This window comes from Curvibacter lanceolatus ATCC 14669 (assembly GCF_000381265.1).
Taxonomy (GTDB): Bacteria; Pseudomonadota; Gammaproteobacteria; order Burkholderiales; family Burkholderiaceae_C; genus Curvibacter; species Curvibacter lanceolatus.
This window is the reverse complement of sequence record NZ_KB906255.1, coordinates 108495-121261: the sequence shown is the minus strand read 5'-3', so window position 1 is coordinate 121261 and position 12767 is coordinate 108495. Positions and strand designations below refer to the sequence as shown.

The 12767-nt window shown below is 67.4% G+C and carries 12 protein-coding genes; 7 read left to right on the top strand and 5 right to left on the bottom strand.

Annotated features, from left to right (window positions below):
* Position 1 precedes the first annotated feature (1 nt).
* Positions 2 to 811 (top strand): aspartate/glutamate racemase family protein, encoded by an 810-nt coding sequence (locus F624_RS0107500; protein ID WP_019573666.1) that lies wholly within the window; start codon positions 2 to 4, stop codon positions 809 to 811.
* Here F624_RS0107500 and F624_RS0107495 read toward each other — a convergent pair.
* Positions 799 to 1746 carry a CysB family HTH-type transcriptional regulator gene (locus F624_RS0107495; protein ID WP_019573665.1) on the bottom strand — a complete coding sequence of 316 codons (948 nt, stop codon included), beginning with the start codon at positions 1744 to 1746 and terminating at the stop codon, positions 799 to 801. The genes F624_RS0107500 and F624_RS0107495 overlap by 13 nt on opposite strands.
* Positions 1747 to 1950: 204 nt before the next feature.
* On the opposite strand from F624_RS0107495, the gene F624_RS0107490 reads away from it, so the two are divergent.
* Positions 1951 to 3105 carry an ABC transporter substrate-binding protein gene (locus F624_RS0107490; RefSeq protein ID WP_019573664.1) on the top strand — a complete coding sequence of 385 codons (1155 nt, stop codon included), beginning with the start codon at positions 1951 to 1953 and terminating at the stop codon, positions 3103 to 3105.
* A gap of 35 nt (positions 3106 to 3140) precedes the next feature.
* Here the strand turns inward: F624_RS0107490 and F624_RS0107485 are convergent, their stop codons facing one another.
* Both F624_RS0107485 and F624_RS0107480 read right to left on the bottom strand, forming a co-directional pair.
* Entirely contained in the window at positions 3141 to 3659 is a 519-nt protein-coding gene (locus F624_RS0107485) for a superoxide dismutase family protein (protein WP_019573663.1), read from the bottom strand.
* Positions 3660 to 3807: 148 nt separating this feature from the next.
* A complete protein-coding gene (locus F624_RS0107480) occupies positions 3808 to 5097 on the bottom strand; it encodes a solute carrier family 23 protein (protein ID WP_019573662.1) in 1290 nt (429 codons plus the stop codon).
* Positions 5098 to 5307: 210 nt separating this feature from the next.
* On the opposite strand from F624_RS0107480, the gene F624_RS0107475 reads away from it, so the two are divergent.
* Positions 5308 to 6174, top strand: coding sequence for an HDOD domain-containing protein (locus F624_RS0107475; protein WP_019573661.1), 867 nt, complete (start codon positions 5308 to 5310; stop codon positions 6172 to 6174).
* Positions 6175 to 6177: 3 nt separating this feature from the next.
* Here F624_RS0107475 and F624_RS0107470 read toward each other — a convergent pair whose 3' ends face one another.
* On the bottom strand, positions 6178 to 7209 hold the full coding sequence (locus F624_RS0107470; protein WP_031254444.1) for an Rpn family recombination-promoting nuclease/putative transposase: 1032 nt from the start codon (positions 7207 to 7209) through the stop codon (positions 6178 to 6180).
* Positions 7210 to 7392: 183 nt separating this feature from the next.
* Between F624_RS0107470 and F624_RS0107465 the strand changes: the two genes are divergently transcribed.
* On the top strand, positions 7393 to 9522 hold the full coding sequence (locus F624_RS0107465; RefSeq protein ID WP_019573659.1) for an acetoacetate--CoA ligase: 2130 nt from the start codon (positions 7393 to 7395) through the stop codon (positions 9520 to 9522).
* A 39-nt stretch (positions 9523 to 9561) separates the two neighbouring features.
* Here the strand turns inward: F624_RS0107465 and F624_RS0107460 are convergent, their stop codons facing one another.
* Complete coding sequence (locus F624_RS0107460) at positions 9562 to 10452, bottom strand: DMT family transporter (protein ID WP_019573658.1); 891 nt, start codon at positions 10450 to 10452, stop codon at positions 9562 to 9564.
* 130 nt (positions 10453 to 10582) lie between these two features.
* On the opposite strand from F624_RS0107460, the gene minC reads away from it, so the two are divergent.
* From minC to minE, 3 genes are read left to right on the top strand one after another with little or no spacing between them, the layout of a single operon-like run.
* On the top strand, positions 10583 to 11326 hold the full coding sequence (gene minC / locus F624_RS0107455; protein WP_019573657.1) for a septum site-determining protein MinC: 744 nt from the start codon (positions 10583 to 10585) through the stop codon (positions 11324 to 11326).
* Between the two features lie 49 nt (positions 11327 to 11375).
* Positions 11376 to 12191 carry a septum site-determining protein MinD gene (gene minD, locus F624_RS0107450; protein WP_019573656.1) on the top strand — a complete coding sequence of 272 codons (816 nt, stop codon included), beginning with the start codon at positions 11376 to 11378 and terminating at the stop codon, positions 12189 to 12191.
* A gap of 3 nt (positions 12192 to 12194) precedes the next feature.
* On the top strand, positions 12195 to 12455 hold the full coding sequence (gene minE, locus F624_RS0107445) for a cell division topological specificity factor MinE (protein ID WP_019573655.1): 261 nt from the start codon (positions 12195 to 12197) through the stop codon (positions 12453 to 12455).
* The last annotated feature ends 312 nt before the right edge of the window (positions 12456 to 12767 follow it).

The following is a 12767-nucleotide window of genomic DNA, read 5'->3' as shown; positions in this document are numbered from 1 at the left end:
CATGGGCCCTGCATCGCGCTCTGCGTCGCTCTCTGAATCGCTGTCTGCGCCGCAGGTGGTCGGCATCCTGGGCGGCATGGGGCCGGCGGCGGGGGCCGATTTTGTGCGCCTGTTTGTCGAGGCCTGCTCGCGCCAGCTGCAGGCCCTGGGCCGCGGCGTGCAGGACCAGGCCTTCCCCGAGCACTGGCTGGCCCAGGTGCCGGTGCCGGACCGCACCGGCGCCTTGCTGAACCGCGACAGCGGTGCGCACCAGCCGCTGGAGCCCATGCTGCAGGCGCTGGGGCGGCTGGCCGCCCTGGGTGCGCGCAGCGTGGCCATGGCCTGCAACACGGCGCACGCCTGGCATGGGCGGCTGCAAGAGCGCTTTCCGCAGCTGGAGCTGCTGCATGTGGCCCAGGAGGTGGCGCAGGCCCTGCAGGCCCAGGGGGCGCGCCAGGCCATCCTGCTGGCCACCGAAGGCACCTACCGCAGCGGGCTGTATGAGCAGGCCCTGGGGCAGGCCGGCATCGCGCTGATCCTGCCCGATGCGGCCCAGCGCGAGCGCCTGATGCAGGGCATCTACCAGGGCGTCAAGCAAGGCGACCGGGTGCTGGCACAGGCCTGTTTTGCCGAGGTGGCCGCGGCCTTGCTGGAGCGGCACGGCGCGCAGCCGGTGCTGATGGCCTGCACCGAGATCCCGCTGGCCTTGCCCGGGGCGCCCGAAGTGGCGGGGGCCACCTTGATCGACCCGGCCCAGGTGCTGGCGCAAGCCTTGGCTGGGCGCGCGTATGGGGTGGCTGGCGTGTCCGGCCTGGCGCTTCAGATTTCGTAGTCGGCGCTGCCGCCCGATTCGTCCTGCAGGGCCTTCTCCACGATGGCGCGGTTCAGCGTGGGGGCAAAGGACTCGATGAAGGCATACACATAGCCGCGCAGGTAGCTGCCGCGGCGCACGGCCAGGCGGGTCAGGTTGATGCCGAACAGGTGGCCGGCGTCGATGGCGCGCAGGCCGGTGTCGCGCTCGGCCTCGTAGGCGATCGAGGCCACGATGCCGGCCCCCATGCCCAGCTCCACATAGGTCTTGATCACATCGGCATCCATGGCGCTGAGCACGATGTGCGGGTTGAGTTTGCGCTGGGTGAAGGCCTCGTCGATGTGGGTGCGGCCGGTGAAGCCGTTGTCGTAGGTGATCAGCGGCCAGGCGGCCAGGCGCTCCAGGGTCAGGGGGGCGTCCAGCAATGGGTGGCCCGGCGGCACCAGCACCGAATGCGTCCAGCGGTAGCAGGGCAGGGCGACCAGGGCTTCGTACTGGGCCAGGGCCTCGGTGGCGATGCCCACATCGGCCTCGCCCGACAGCAGCATCTCGGCCACCTGGCGCGGCGAGCCCTGGTGCAGGTTGAGCTTGACGTTGGGGAACTGCTGGCGGAACTCTTGCACCGCAGCCGGCAAGGCGTAGCGGGCCTGTGAGTGGGTGGCGGCAATCGACAACTGGCCGTTCTGCTGGGCCACGAACTCCTGACCGGCTTTGCGCAGGTTGGCGCTGTCGAGCAGGATGCGCTCGATGATGGGCAGCACATGCTCGCCCGGGTCGGTCAGTCCGGTCAGGCGCTTGCCGGCGCGCACGAACAGCTCGATCCCCAACTCTTCTTCCAACTCGCGGATCTGCCGGCTCACGCCGGGCTGCGAGGTGTGCAAGGCATTGGCCACCTCGGTGAGGTTGAAGCCGCAGCGCACGGTTTCGCGAACGGAGCGCAGTTGCTGGAAGTTCATTTTTTGAAGGGCTGGGGGGCTTTTAAATAAGGAAAAGTAATTATTGAAGCGTTTGATACAACGTCCAAATACATAAAAGTGACATGCATATGGGGTTTTCAGGGCCCTGTCAGAGGGCGTGCACAGATTGGGGGGCATCCCCAATGCCGGTGAGCGGCTCTGAATGGCAGACTGGAGGTTTAGCCCGAACCCATGAGCCCTGGTATGCCCCAACGCCGTCAATTTCTGTCTCTTGCTCCCCGGCTGCTGGCCGCCGCTGCGGCACCGGCCCTGATCGGCCTGGCCCGGGCGCAAGAGGGGGTGTCCGGGCGCAGCGTGGTGATTGGCTCGTCGGCGGCGCTGTCGGGCCCGCTGGCGGCCCTGGGCCAGGACCTCAAGCTGGGCATTGACGCGGCCATGGGCCAGATCAATGCGCGCGGTGGTGTGCAGGGCCGCAGCCTGCAGCTGCAGATGGTGGACGACGCCTACCAGCCCAACCGCACCCTGGACAACGTGCGCAAGATGGCTGCTGAGGGCGGCGTGCTGGCCTTGCTGTCGTGCGTGGGCACGCCCAACAACACCGCCATCCTGCCGGTGATCGAGGAAAACAGCCTCCCGTATGTGGCGCCCCTGACCGGGGCCAGCTCGTTGCGCAAGGGCAGCAGCCGCAACCTGTTCCATGTGCGCGCCAGCTACACCGATGAAACCCAGCGCCTGATCCAGCGCCTGGGCTCGATGGGGCTCAACGGCCTGGCCATCGTCTACCTGGACAACGGCTTCGGGCGCGAGGTGCTGGGCGATGCCCTCAAGGCCATGGAGGGGCAGGGCATGAAGGCCGTGGCCCAGGTGGCCTTGGACACCGGGGGCAAGAACCTGGCCGAGGTGGTGAACCAGGTGCTGGCGGCCAAGCCCAGCGCGGTGTTCATGGCCACGGCCGGCGCCGTGTCGCAGGCCTTGGTGACGGGCTTGCGCAAGCCTTCGCCGTCCATGCCGGTGGTCGGCCTCAGCGTCGCGCTGAGCAACGAGGGCGTGAAGGCGCTCGGCTCTCTGGGCAGTGGGGTGGCGCTGACCATGGTGTTTCCGGATCCGAACCGGGCCAAGATCCAGCTGGTGCGTGACTACCAGGCGGCCATGCGGGCCCTGGGCCAGACCGAGTTCTCGCCCGGCAGCCTGGAGGGCTACATCAACACCCGGGTGCTGGCCGAAGGCCTGGACCGCGCCGGCAAGGACGTCAACCGGGCCCGCCTGCGCACCGCTCTGGCGGGCGTGCGCGGGCTGGATCTGGGGGGCTTTGTGGTCGACTTTGGCAATGCGCCCTATGTGGGCTCGCACTATGTCGAGCTGGGGGTGCTGGGGGCATCGGGCCGTTTCGTGGGCTGAAGCCCCTCCCCCAAGGGAGGGGGCCTGGGCCGGGTTCAGCCGGCCTGGATGACGGCACAGGCCACGCGAGGGCCGGAATTGCCGGTGGGCTGGGTGGTGTAGTCGTCGGGGTCGCGGTGCACGATCAGGCCTTTGCCGACGATGCTTTGCGGGCCGGCCACCAGGGTGATGCCCCGGCTTTCGAAGTCGACCCGGGCCACGCCCTGGGCGTCGGCCTTGAGCACGGGCAGGTCACCCACATGGTGGGCGCTGGCGTCATGCCGGCCGTGGGCGCTGCTGCCGGGGTTGAAGTGGCCGCCGGTGCTCATGCCGTCGCCGCTGCTGCAGTCGCCTTTTTCGTGCACATGAAAGCCGTGTTCAGCATTCGGCTTGAGGCCGCTGATCTGGCCGCTCACGCGCACCACATCGCCGCTCTGGCTGAAGCTCAGGCGGCCGCTGACGCTGTTGCCCCGGGTGGGCTGCAGATCGGCCACGGCCCGGGGGCCGGGCGGGGCGCTGGCGCATCCGGCCAGGGCCAGGGCGACCAAGGCGCTGCCGCCGCACAGGCGGGCCATGCGGGAACGCGGTGTCGGAGCTTGCGGGGCTGTCGGGGTCATGAGAATCCTCCTGGGGTGTGGAGGACCGAGGGTAGCGCAATCTGTGCCCCGGAGGGGGCAGGGCGCGCCCTCATGCCCCGGCCGGGCAGGCCGGGGCGAAAGCGCTTCAGGCAGAGCGCCGGTTGAGCAGGGCGTACAGCCCGATGGCGCCGAAGGTCGCGGTGCCGATGCCGCCCAGGCCAAAGTCGCCGAACTTCAGCGTGAAGTCGCCGGTGCCCAGGATCAGGGTCACGGCGGCCACGATCAGGTTCTTGTTGTCGGAGAAGTCGACCTTGTTGTCCACCCAGATCTTGGCGCCAGCCACCGCGATCAGGCCGAACACCACGATGGACACCCCGCCCATCACCGGCAGCGGGATCGCCTGGATCACGGCCCCGAACTTGGGGCTGAAGCCCAGCACCACCGCCAGCACGGCAGCGCAGGCGAACACGGCGGTGGAATAGATCTTGGTGGCGGCCATCACGCCGATGTTTTCGGCATAGGTGGTCACGCCGGTGCCGCCGGCGCTGCCCGAGAGCATGGTGGCCACACCGTCGCCGATGAAGGCCCGGCCCATGTAGGCGTCCAGGTTCTTGCCGGTCATGGCGGTCACGGCCTTGATGTGGCCCAGGTTCTCGGCCACCAGGATGATGGCCACCGGGGCGATCAGCAGCATGGCGTTGGCGCTGAACACCGGGCTGGCGAAGCCGGGCAGGCCCAGCCAGGCGGCATTGGCCACGCCCGACAGGTCCAGCGGCTTGCCCAGGCCCAGGCCATTGGTCAGCAGCGCATAGATCACGCTGGCCACGATCAGGCCCACCAGGATCAGCAGGCGTTGCAGCATGCCGCGCGTCAGCACGGCCACCAGGCCCACGCAGACAAAGGTCACGGCCTGCATCCAGCTGTCGAAGTTGCTGGCCGCCATGTTCTTGATCGGCACGCTGGCCAGGTTCAGGCCGATCACGGCCACCACCGCACCGGTGACGACCGGGGGCATCAGGCGTTCGATCCAGCGCGTGCCCACGGCCTGAACCAGCACACCGATGGCGGTGTAGATGGCGCCGCAGGCCACGATGCCGCCCAGCGCCACCGCCATGCCCGCATTGGGGCCCTTGCCTGCGTAGCCCGAGGCGGCGATCACCACCCCGATGAAAGCAAAGCTCGACCCCAGGTAGCTGGGCACCTTGCCGCCGGTGATCAGAAAGAACACCAGGGTTCCGATGCCGCTCATCAGGATGGCGATGTTGGGGTCGAAGCCCATCAGGATCGGCGCCAGCACGGTGGCGCCGAACATGGCGATCACGTGTTGTACCCCCATCAGCGCGGTCTGCCCCCAGGGCAGTCGTTCATCCGGGCCGATCACCCCTCCCTGCTGCAACACCTCGGGGCTGCGCAGCCGCCAGTCGAATAGTCCCATGCTGAAATCCTGTCTGTTGGGTTAGAAACGCGGCGAATGCTAGCAGGCAGACGGGTGGTAAATGGCGGGGGCAGTACGGAGTGTTCGCACTTTGACAAACGTGATAAGCGTTTGATCCTGCAACGGTTTTTGTGCTGGTTCTGTTAACAAATTGATACGACAATCGGGGCTCTTGCGCCAACCTGCGACGGGCCACCCGCCCGCCACCTTGTGACCTCCAAGCTGCCCATTCCCGACATCGAAACCGCCCGCCGCAACCCGGCCGTGCGCGACATCCTGATTCCCCCTTGCCCGGAGCTGCTGGTGCGCCTGCAACAGGCCATCGCCCAGCGCGAGCCCGATGTGGAAGAGATTTCCCAGGTGGCCGCAGCCGATGTGGCCATGGCCGCGGCCTTGATCCGCCAGGCCAACAGCCCGCTGCACGGCCTGGCCCAGCCGGTCAACACCGTGGGCATGGCCTTGACGGTGCTGGGGGTGCGCCCCTCGGTGGAGCTGTTGACCGGCTTTCTGGTCAAACATGCCCTGCCCGTGCGTTCGGCGCTGTTGGACCATTTCTGGGAAAGCTCACAGCGCCGGGCCATCGCCTGCGAGCACATCGGGCGCCAGCTCTACAGCCTGGACCCGGGCCTGGGTTACAGCTTCGGCCTGTTCTGCCACGTGGGCATCCCGGTGATGATGCGGGCCGTGCGAGGCTACTCGGGCACCTTGACCGAAGCCCTGGCCCGCAAGGACCGCACCTTCACCCAGACCGAAAACGCCAACCACCGCACCGACCATGCCGTGGTCGGCGCCATCGTGGCACGCACCTGGCGCCTGTCCGACGAGGTGGCCCAGGCCATCTGGCTGCACCATGACTTTGCCTGCCTGGACGATGAGCGCTTTCCGGACACCGTGCGCCACCTCGTGGCCATGGGCCTGATGGCCGAGTACCTGGTGGGCCAGCACGAACTGCTGGCACCCTCACGCGAATGGGGTCAGCACGGCGAAGCCTGTCTGGCCCACCTCAACGTCAACCAGGACGAACTCAACCACTGGATTGATGAGTTGCACCCGGCCTTTGAGGCCGTGCACCTGTAAGCCTCAGCCGGCTGAGTCCTGGGTTGCGAGCAGGGTTTCCAGGGTCGACGCTGTGAACAGCTGATCGGCCCAGTGCTCCAACTGAGGTGACGATGCCGACTGAAGGCGCTGGCTGGCCCATTCGGGCAGCGGTCCAAAACGCTGCTCCAGCAGCCGGCTCAGAAGTTGGCTTGCGCCTTGAGACAGGCCCTGGGATAAGCCCTGAGATAGACCCTGGGACAGACCTTGGGACATCCCGATCGACTGTCCTTTGGCCAGGCCTTTTTCAATCGCTTCGGTGTAGAGGCGCTCCAGGGTTTCTTCGAGCATGGTGGGGCCTTTCAAAAGATCATCGATCTGATCGAGTTCTGCGGCGGCAATGTCCGGCATTTTGCGCCGGATCAGGCGTCGCAGCCAGAGGTTGACGGTTCGGCGCAGTGGTTGATGTTCGGGCGCTTGCAGGGCTTCGCCCACGGCGGCGGCCAAGTGCGCGATGTCGGTTGGTGTGTTGCTGCGCTCCAGTTGAAACAAGGCGCTGGCCACGTTGCGCACACCTGGGGTGGAGGACAGCTGCAGTCGCGCCTCATCGATCAGGTGGTATCGCAGCTGGGGGCGAAACGGCGCCAGACCTGGCAGGCTGGGGGCAAAGCAGTCGGCCACGTTGGTCGGGCTTTTCCAGCTGCGACCCCCGTTGTAAAGCACGATGGGGATCAGGGCAGGCAACTTGCCCTGTTCGAGTTGTCCCTCTTTGATCAGATGTTGGCTCAACAGGCTGACGTAGGCCATCATCCGCACGGCCATCCATTCGTCAGGCTGGCTTTGGAACTCAAGCAACAGGTACACCCAGACCCAATGCGGCCCCACCTTCAGTCGCCACACCATGTCCTCATGCCGCTGTCGGTCGGTGTCGCTCACGTAGCTGGCATTGACGCGCTCCAGGCTGTCGAACTGAGCGGTTTGTGACCAGTCGCCCGGGACGAAGCCGATCAGCAGATCGCGCACCATCTCGGGGTGTGAGAACAAAAGCTTGTAATGGCTGTCGTGGGCGCTGGGCATGGTGGGCCCATGGTGGGGGGCGCTCAATGCTTTGTGGCGCGTCATGGGCTGGAATGCCCGGTCCATTTGATGAGTGGCGTCCTGTCAAACCCGTGACACGCAGGCCGCCAGACCGCGGGACATCCCGGCTGACGGGCGGGCGGGGCCGCTGCTAGTCTTGGGCCACAAGGAGACCGCAAGATCATGACCATGAGCCCCCCGGGCCCGGCCCCGTTCCGCCCGCAGATGACCCTTTACCGCGAGTGGCTGCAGCGTGAGCGCGGCCTGGCCTTTGACAGCTATGACGCCCTGTGGCGCTGGTCGGTGACGGACCTGGATGCTTTCTGGCAAAGCATCTGGGACTATTTCGAGCTGCAGTCGCCCACGCCGCACACGGCGGTGCTGGCGCGCAACACCATGCCGGGCGCGCAGTGGTTTCCGGGGGCCCAGGTCAATTACGTGCAGCAGGTGTTTCGCCATGTGCAGCCGGCCCACCAGGCGGGCTTTGCCGCCTGGATCAGCTGCAACGAGAAGGGCCAGCAGCGCGAGCTCAGTTGGCCCGAGCTGCGCCGCCAGGTGGCGGCCCTGGCCTTGCATCTGCGCGCCCAGGGGGTGCAGCGCGGTGACCGCGTGGCGGCCTACCTGCCCAACATCCCCGAGGCCACCATCGCCTTCCTGGCCACCGCCAGCCTGGGGGCCGTCTGGAGCCTGTGCGCCCCCGACATGGGCACCCATGCGGTGCTCGACCGCTTCAAGCAGATCGAACCCAAGGTGCTGATCGCCTGCGATGGCGTCAGCTACGGCGGGCGCGACCATGACCGCCTGCCCGTGGTCGCCGAGTTGCGCCAGGCCCTGCCCAGCGTGCAGCACCTGGTGCTGCACGGCAATCTCGACCCGGCGGCCAGCCTGCCTGGGGCCACGCCCTGGGCGCAGGCCCTGCTGGGCGATGACGCCGCCACGGCCGCCTTCGAACCCGAATGGCTGCCGTTCGACCACCCGCTGTGGATCGTCTATTCCAGCGGCACCACCGGCTTGCCCAAACCCATCGTGCATGGCCATGGTGGCACCGTGGTGGTGGCCCTGGCCCTGAAAACACTGCACAACGACATCGGTTGCAGCTACGAGGCCAACTCCTGGGGCGAGCGCTACCACTGGTACAGCTCCACCGGCTGGGTGATGTGGAACGCCCAGGTCAGCGGCCTGCTCAGCGGCACCACCTGCGTCACCTACGACGGCAACCCCGGTGGCAGCCGCGACAAGCCCGACTGGGCCACCTTGTGGCGCTTTGCCGCCGAGACCGGCGTCACCTTCTTCGGCGCCGGCGCGGCCTTCTTTGCCAACTGCATGAAGGCCGGGGTGGACTTGCCCTCGGTGGGCGACCTCAGCGCCGTGCGCGCGCTGGGCACCACGGGCTCGCCCTTGTCGGAAGACGTGCAGCGTTGGGGCACGGCGCAGTTTCGCCAATTGCGCCAGGCCCGGGCGGCGGCCGCCGGCCAGCCCGAGCTGCGAGAGGCCTATGCGCCCGAGGCCGACATCTGGTGGTGCAACATCTCTGGCGGCACCGACTTTGCCGGCGCCTTCATTGGCGGCAACCGCGAACTGCCCCAGGTGCCCGGTCAGATGCAGTGTCGCATGTTGGGCAGTGCGGTCGAGGCCTGGAGCGAGCAGGGCCAGCCCGTGCAGGGCGAGGTCGGCGAGCTGATCTGCAGCCAGCCCATCCCGTCCATGCCGCTGTTCTTCTGGGGCGATGAAGGGGGGCGGCGCTACCTGTCGAGCTACTTCGACATGTACCCCGCCGGCCACGGCCGCCGGCCTGGCGGCGGCGATGCGGGGCCCGAGGCCGGCGGCGTGTGGCGCCACGGCGACTGGCTGCGCATCGGTGCCGACGGCGCCTGCGTGATCTATGGCCGCTCCGACGCCACCATCAACCGCCATGGCCTGCGCATGGGCACCAGCGAGCTTTACAGCGCCGTCGAAGCCCTGCCCGAGGTGCTGGACTCCATGGTGGTCGACCTCGAATACCTCGGCCGCGACAGCTACATGCCCCTGTTTGTGGTGCTGCGCGAGGGCCTCAGCCTCGATGAGGCGATGCGCCATCGCCTCAATGAGGCGGTCAAGGTGGCGCTGTCGCCGCGCTTCGTGCCGGACGAGATCTTCCAGGTAGCCGAGATCCCGCGCACCCTCACCGGCAAGAAGCAGGAACTGCCCATCAAGAAGCTGCTGCTGGGCCAGCCCATCGAGAAGGTCATCAACAAGGACGCCATGGCCAACGCGGCCTGCCTGGACTGGTACGTCGACTTTGCCGCCCGGCGCGCTGCGGCCCACCCCGCTTGACGGGGGCTGAGCCGGCCTGCACCCCGGCGGGCCGGCGCTTCAGCGCCGGTTGACCAGCACAATGCCCGTGCCCACCAGGGCCAGGGCACCGATCAGGCCGGGCGTCACCGGCTCGCCCAGCCAGCCCGCCCCCACGGCCAAGGCGAACACCGGGGTCAGAAAGACAAAGGCCGACACCTTGGTGGCGGGGTAGTGGCCGAGCACCCACATCCAGGTCAGGTAGCTGGCAAAGGCCCCTACCGCGGCCTGGATGACCACCGAACCGAGGGCGAAGGTGCTGGGCGGCCAGGCCCAGTGTTCGCCCAGGGCCCACGACACCAGTGGCAGCAGGACCACCGACAGTGCGGTCTGATAGAACAGCTGTTTTTCAGGCCCCACCTGGCCCAGCGGCGTGCTGCGCAGCACGACGGTGGTCAGGCCCCACATCAGGCCAGCCGTCAGCCCGAGCAGATCGCCCAGCCACTGGCCGCCCGGGCCGCCTCCCAGCCGCTCGCCCAGGGCGGCCAAGACCCCGCCAAAGGCCAGCACCAGGCCCGCCCATTGCACCCGGCGCAGGCGCTCGGTCGGCAGAAAGCGGGGCAGGATCAGCGCCACCCAGAACGGCGAGGTGTACAGAAACACGGTCAGGCGCGAGGCCGTGGTGTGCTGCAGCCCCACATAGATGCACACGAACTCACCGGCAAACAGCGCGCCCGCCAGCAGCCCCCAGCCCAGCGCCCCATCGCGCTGAAACAGCGCCACGCCGCGCCAGCGGCACCAGGCCCACAGCAGGGCGGCCGCCAGGGCAAAGCGCAGCCAGGCCTGAAACACGGGGGCCATCTCGGGCACCGTGGCCTTCACCAGCACTTGCTGGAAGCCCCAGAACAGACAGCAGGCCAGCAACAGGCTCAGGGCCAGGCCGTCGAGGTGGTTTTTGCGCGTGACACTCATTTTTGGATGATAGGACGAGGTGGGTGTGTGAGCGGTCGCTTAGGTGGCGATGCCCTTCCTGATCAATTGCCGGTGGCCGGCCTTGTGTCGCGCTGTAAACTTGGCCCATTTTGCGTACCACAAGCCTCCCATGACCGGTGTGACCACGGGCTCTGCCCGCGCCAATTTTGATTTCAAGAGCGCCACCTTGCCCTTGGTGGCCTTGTTGATCAAGACCACCGACGCTGCGGCGCTGGTGGCCGACCTGACACGCCGTCTGAGCGACACGCCGGATTTTTTCTCCAACGACCCGCTGGTGATCGACCTGAGCGCCGTGCGCGACAGCGAGGCCAGCCCTGATTTCCCCGCCCTCATCGCCCTGCTGCGGCGCCACCGCGTGCTGCCGGTGGCCGTGCGCGGCGGCAACCCGGCCCAGACGGCCGCTGCGGTGGCGGCCGGCCTGATCGATGTGCCCGAGGTGGTGCTGCCCCAGCGCCACGAAACACCCCAGGTGGAGGTGCGTGAGGTGGTGCGCGAGGTCAAGGTCGAAGTGCCCGTGGCCGGCCCGGGCACCGTGGTGATCGACAAGCCCCTGCGTTCGGGTCAGCAGGTGTATGCGCGTGGCGCCGACATCGTGGTGCTGGCCCTGGTCAGCAACGGGGCCGAGGTGATCGCCGACGGCAACGTGCACGTCTATGCCCCGCTGCGCGGCAAGGCCATCGCTGGCGCCCGTGGCAACACCGAGGCCCGCATCTTCAGCACCTGCCTGGAGCCCGAGCTGGTCTCCATCGCCGGCATCTACCGCACCACCGAAGTGGCCCTGCCGCCCGAAGTGGCCGGCAAGGCCGCCCAGATTCGCCTGGTGGGCGAAAAGCTGCTCATCGAAGCGCTTTGAGCCCGCCCCCATTTAAGACAATTTTCCAAGAACCAAGGACTCGCAACACATGGCCAAGATCGTCGTCGTGACCTCCGGCAAGGGTGGCGTGGGCAAGACCACCACCAGCGCCAGCTTTGCATCCGGCCTCGCCTTGCGCGGCCACAAGACCGCCGTGATCGACTTTGACGTCGGCCTGCGCAACCTCGACCTGATCATGGGGTGTGAGCGTCGTGTGGTGTATGACCTGATCAACGTGATCCACAACGAGGCCAACCTCAACCAGGCCCTGATCAAGGACAAGCAGTGCGACAACCTGTTCGTGCTGGCCGCCTCGCAGACCCGTGACAAGGACGCCCTGACGCAGGAAGGCGTCGAGCGCGTGCTCAATGAGCTCAGCACCATGGGCTTCGAGTACATCGTGTGCGATTCGCCCGCCGGCATCGAGACTGGTGCCCTGATGGCCATGCACTTTGCCGATGAGGCTCTGCTGGTGACCAACCCCGAGGTGTCTTCGGTGCGCGACTCGGACCGCATCCTGGGCATGCTGGGCTCCAAGACCAAGCGGGCCATCGAAGGCAAGGAGCCCGTCAAGGAACACCTGCTGATCACGCGCTACAACCCCAGCCGCGTCGAAGATGGCCAGATGCTGTCGCTGGAAGACATCCAGGACATCCTGCGCATCAAGCTGATCGGCGTGATCCCCGAGTCGGAAGCCGTGCTGCAGGCCTCCAACCAAGGCACCCCCGCCATCCACGCCCAAGGCACCGATGTGTCCGAGGCCTACAAGGATGTGGTGGCCCGTTTCCTGGGTGAAGACAAGCCGATGCGCTTCGTCGAGGCAGTCAAGCCCGGTTTCTTCAAGCGCATGTTCGGAGGACGTTGACCCATGTCCTTCCTGTCATTCCTGCTCGGTGAAAAGAAGAAAACCGCCAGTGTGGCCAAGGAACGGCTGCAGATCATCCTGGCCCACGAACGCAGCGGCCGCAGCGCCGCCAGCCCCGACTACCTGCCCGACCTGCAGCGCGAACTCGTGGCCGTGATCTCGAAGTACGTCTCCATCAACGCCGACGACATCAAGGTCCACCTCGAACGCCAGGACAACCTCGAAGTCCTCGAAGTCAAGATCGAACTCCCCGACGCCCGCTGAGCCAGCGTGGGGGCCGTTCGGCTTCCTTTTGAATTCAGCCAGCCTTCAACGAAGAGGTCAGGCCGGCGCCGGGCCGCCCCAAGGCGGCCTGCTGCCCCCTCGGGGGGCAGCGATCACACGAAGTGAGTGAGCGTGGGGGTCACATCAGCCCGCCGCCCGGCCGCCCGAAGGCGGGCTGGGCCCCCCTCGGGGGGGCAGGGAGCGACACGCAGTGCGTGACCGTGGGGGCCACCAGCCTGCCGCCGGGCCGCCCCAAGGCAGGCTGCGACCCCCCTGGGGGGCAGGGAGCGACACGCAGTGCGCGACCGTGGG

What these genes read in the sequence shown, in the direction of transcription:
- F624_RS0107500 (WP_019573666.1), top strand. Translation starts at nt 2, where the DNA reads ATGGGCCCTGCATCGCGCTCTGCGTCGCTCTCTGAATCGCTGTCTGCG.
- F624_RS0107495 (WP_019573665.1), bottom strand. Translation starts at nt 1,746, where the DNA reads ATGAACTTCCAGCAACTGCGCTCCGTTCGCGAAACCGTGCGCTGCGGC.
- F624_RS0107490 (WP_019573664.1), top strand. Translation starts at nt 1,951, where the DNA reads ATGCCCCAACGCCGTCAATTTCTGTCTCTTGCTCCCCGGCTGCTGGCC.
- F624_RS0107485 (WP_019573663.1), bottom strand. Translation starts at nt 3,659, where the DNA reads ATGGCCCGCCTGTGCGGCGGCAGCGCCTTGGTCGCCCTGGCCCTGGCC.
- F624_RS0107480 (WP_019573662.1), bottom strand. Translation starts at nt 5,097, where the DNA reads ATGGGACTATTCGACTGGCGGCTGCGCAGCCCCGAGGTGTTGCAGCAG.
- F624_RS0107470 (WP_031254444.1), bottom strand. Translation starts at nt 7,209, where the DNA reads ATGCCCAGCGCCCACGACAGCCATTACAAGCTTTTGTTCTCACACCCC.
- F624_RS0107465 (WP_019573659.1), top strand. Translation starts at nt 7,393, where the DNA reads ATGACCATGAGCCCCCCGGGCCCGGCCCCGTTCCGCCCGCAGATGACC.
- F624_RS0107460 (WP_019573658.1), bottom strand. Translation starts at nt 10,452, where the DNA reads ATGAGTGTCACGCGCAAAAACCACCTCGACGGCCTGGCCCTGAGCCTG.
- minC (WP_019573657.1), top strand. Translation starts at nt 10,583, where the DNA reads ATGACCGGTGTGACCACGGGCTCTGCCCGCGCCAATTTTGATTTCAAG.
- minD (WP_019573656.1), top strand. Translation starts at nt 11,376, where the DNA reads ATGGCCAAGATCGTCGTCGTGACCTCCGGCAAGGGTGGCGTGGGCAAG.
- minE (WP_019573655.1), top strand. Translation starts at nt 12,195, where the DNA reads ATGTCCTTCCTGTCATTCCTGCTCGGTGAAAAGAAGAAAACCGCCAGT.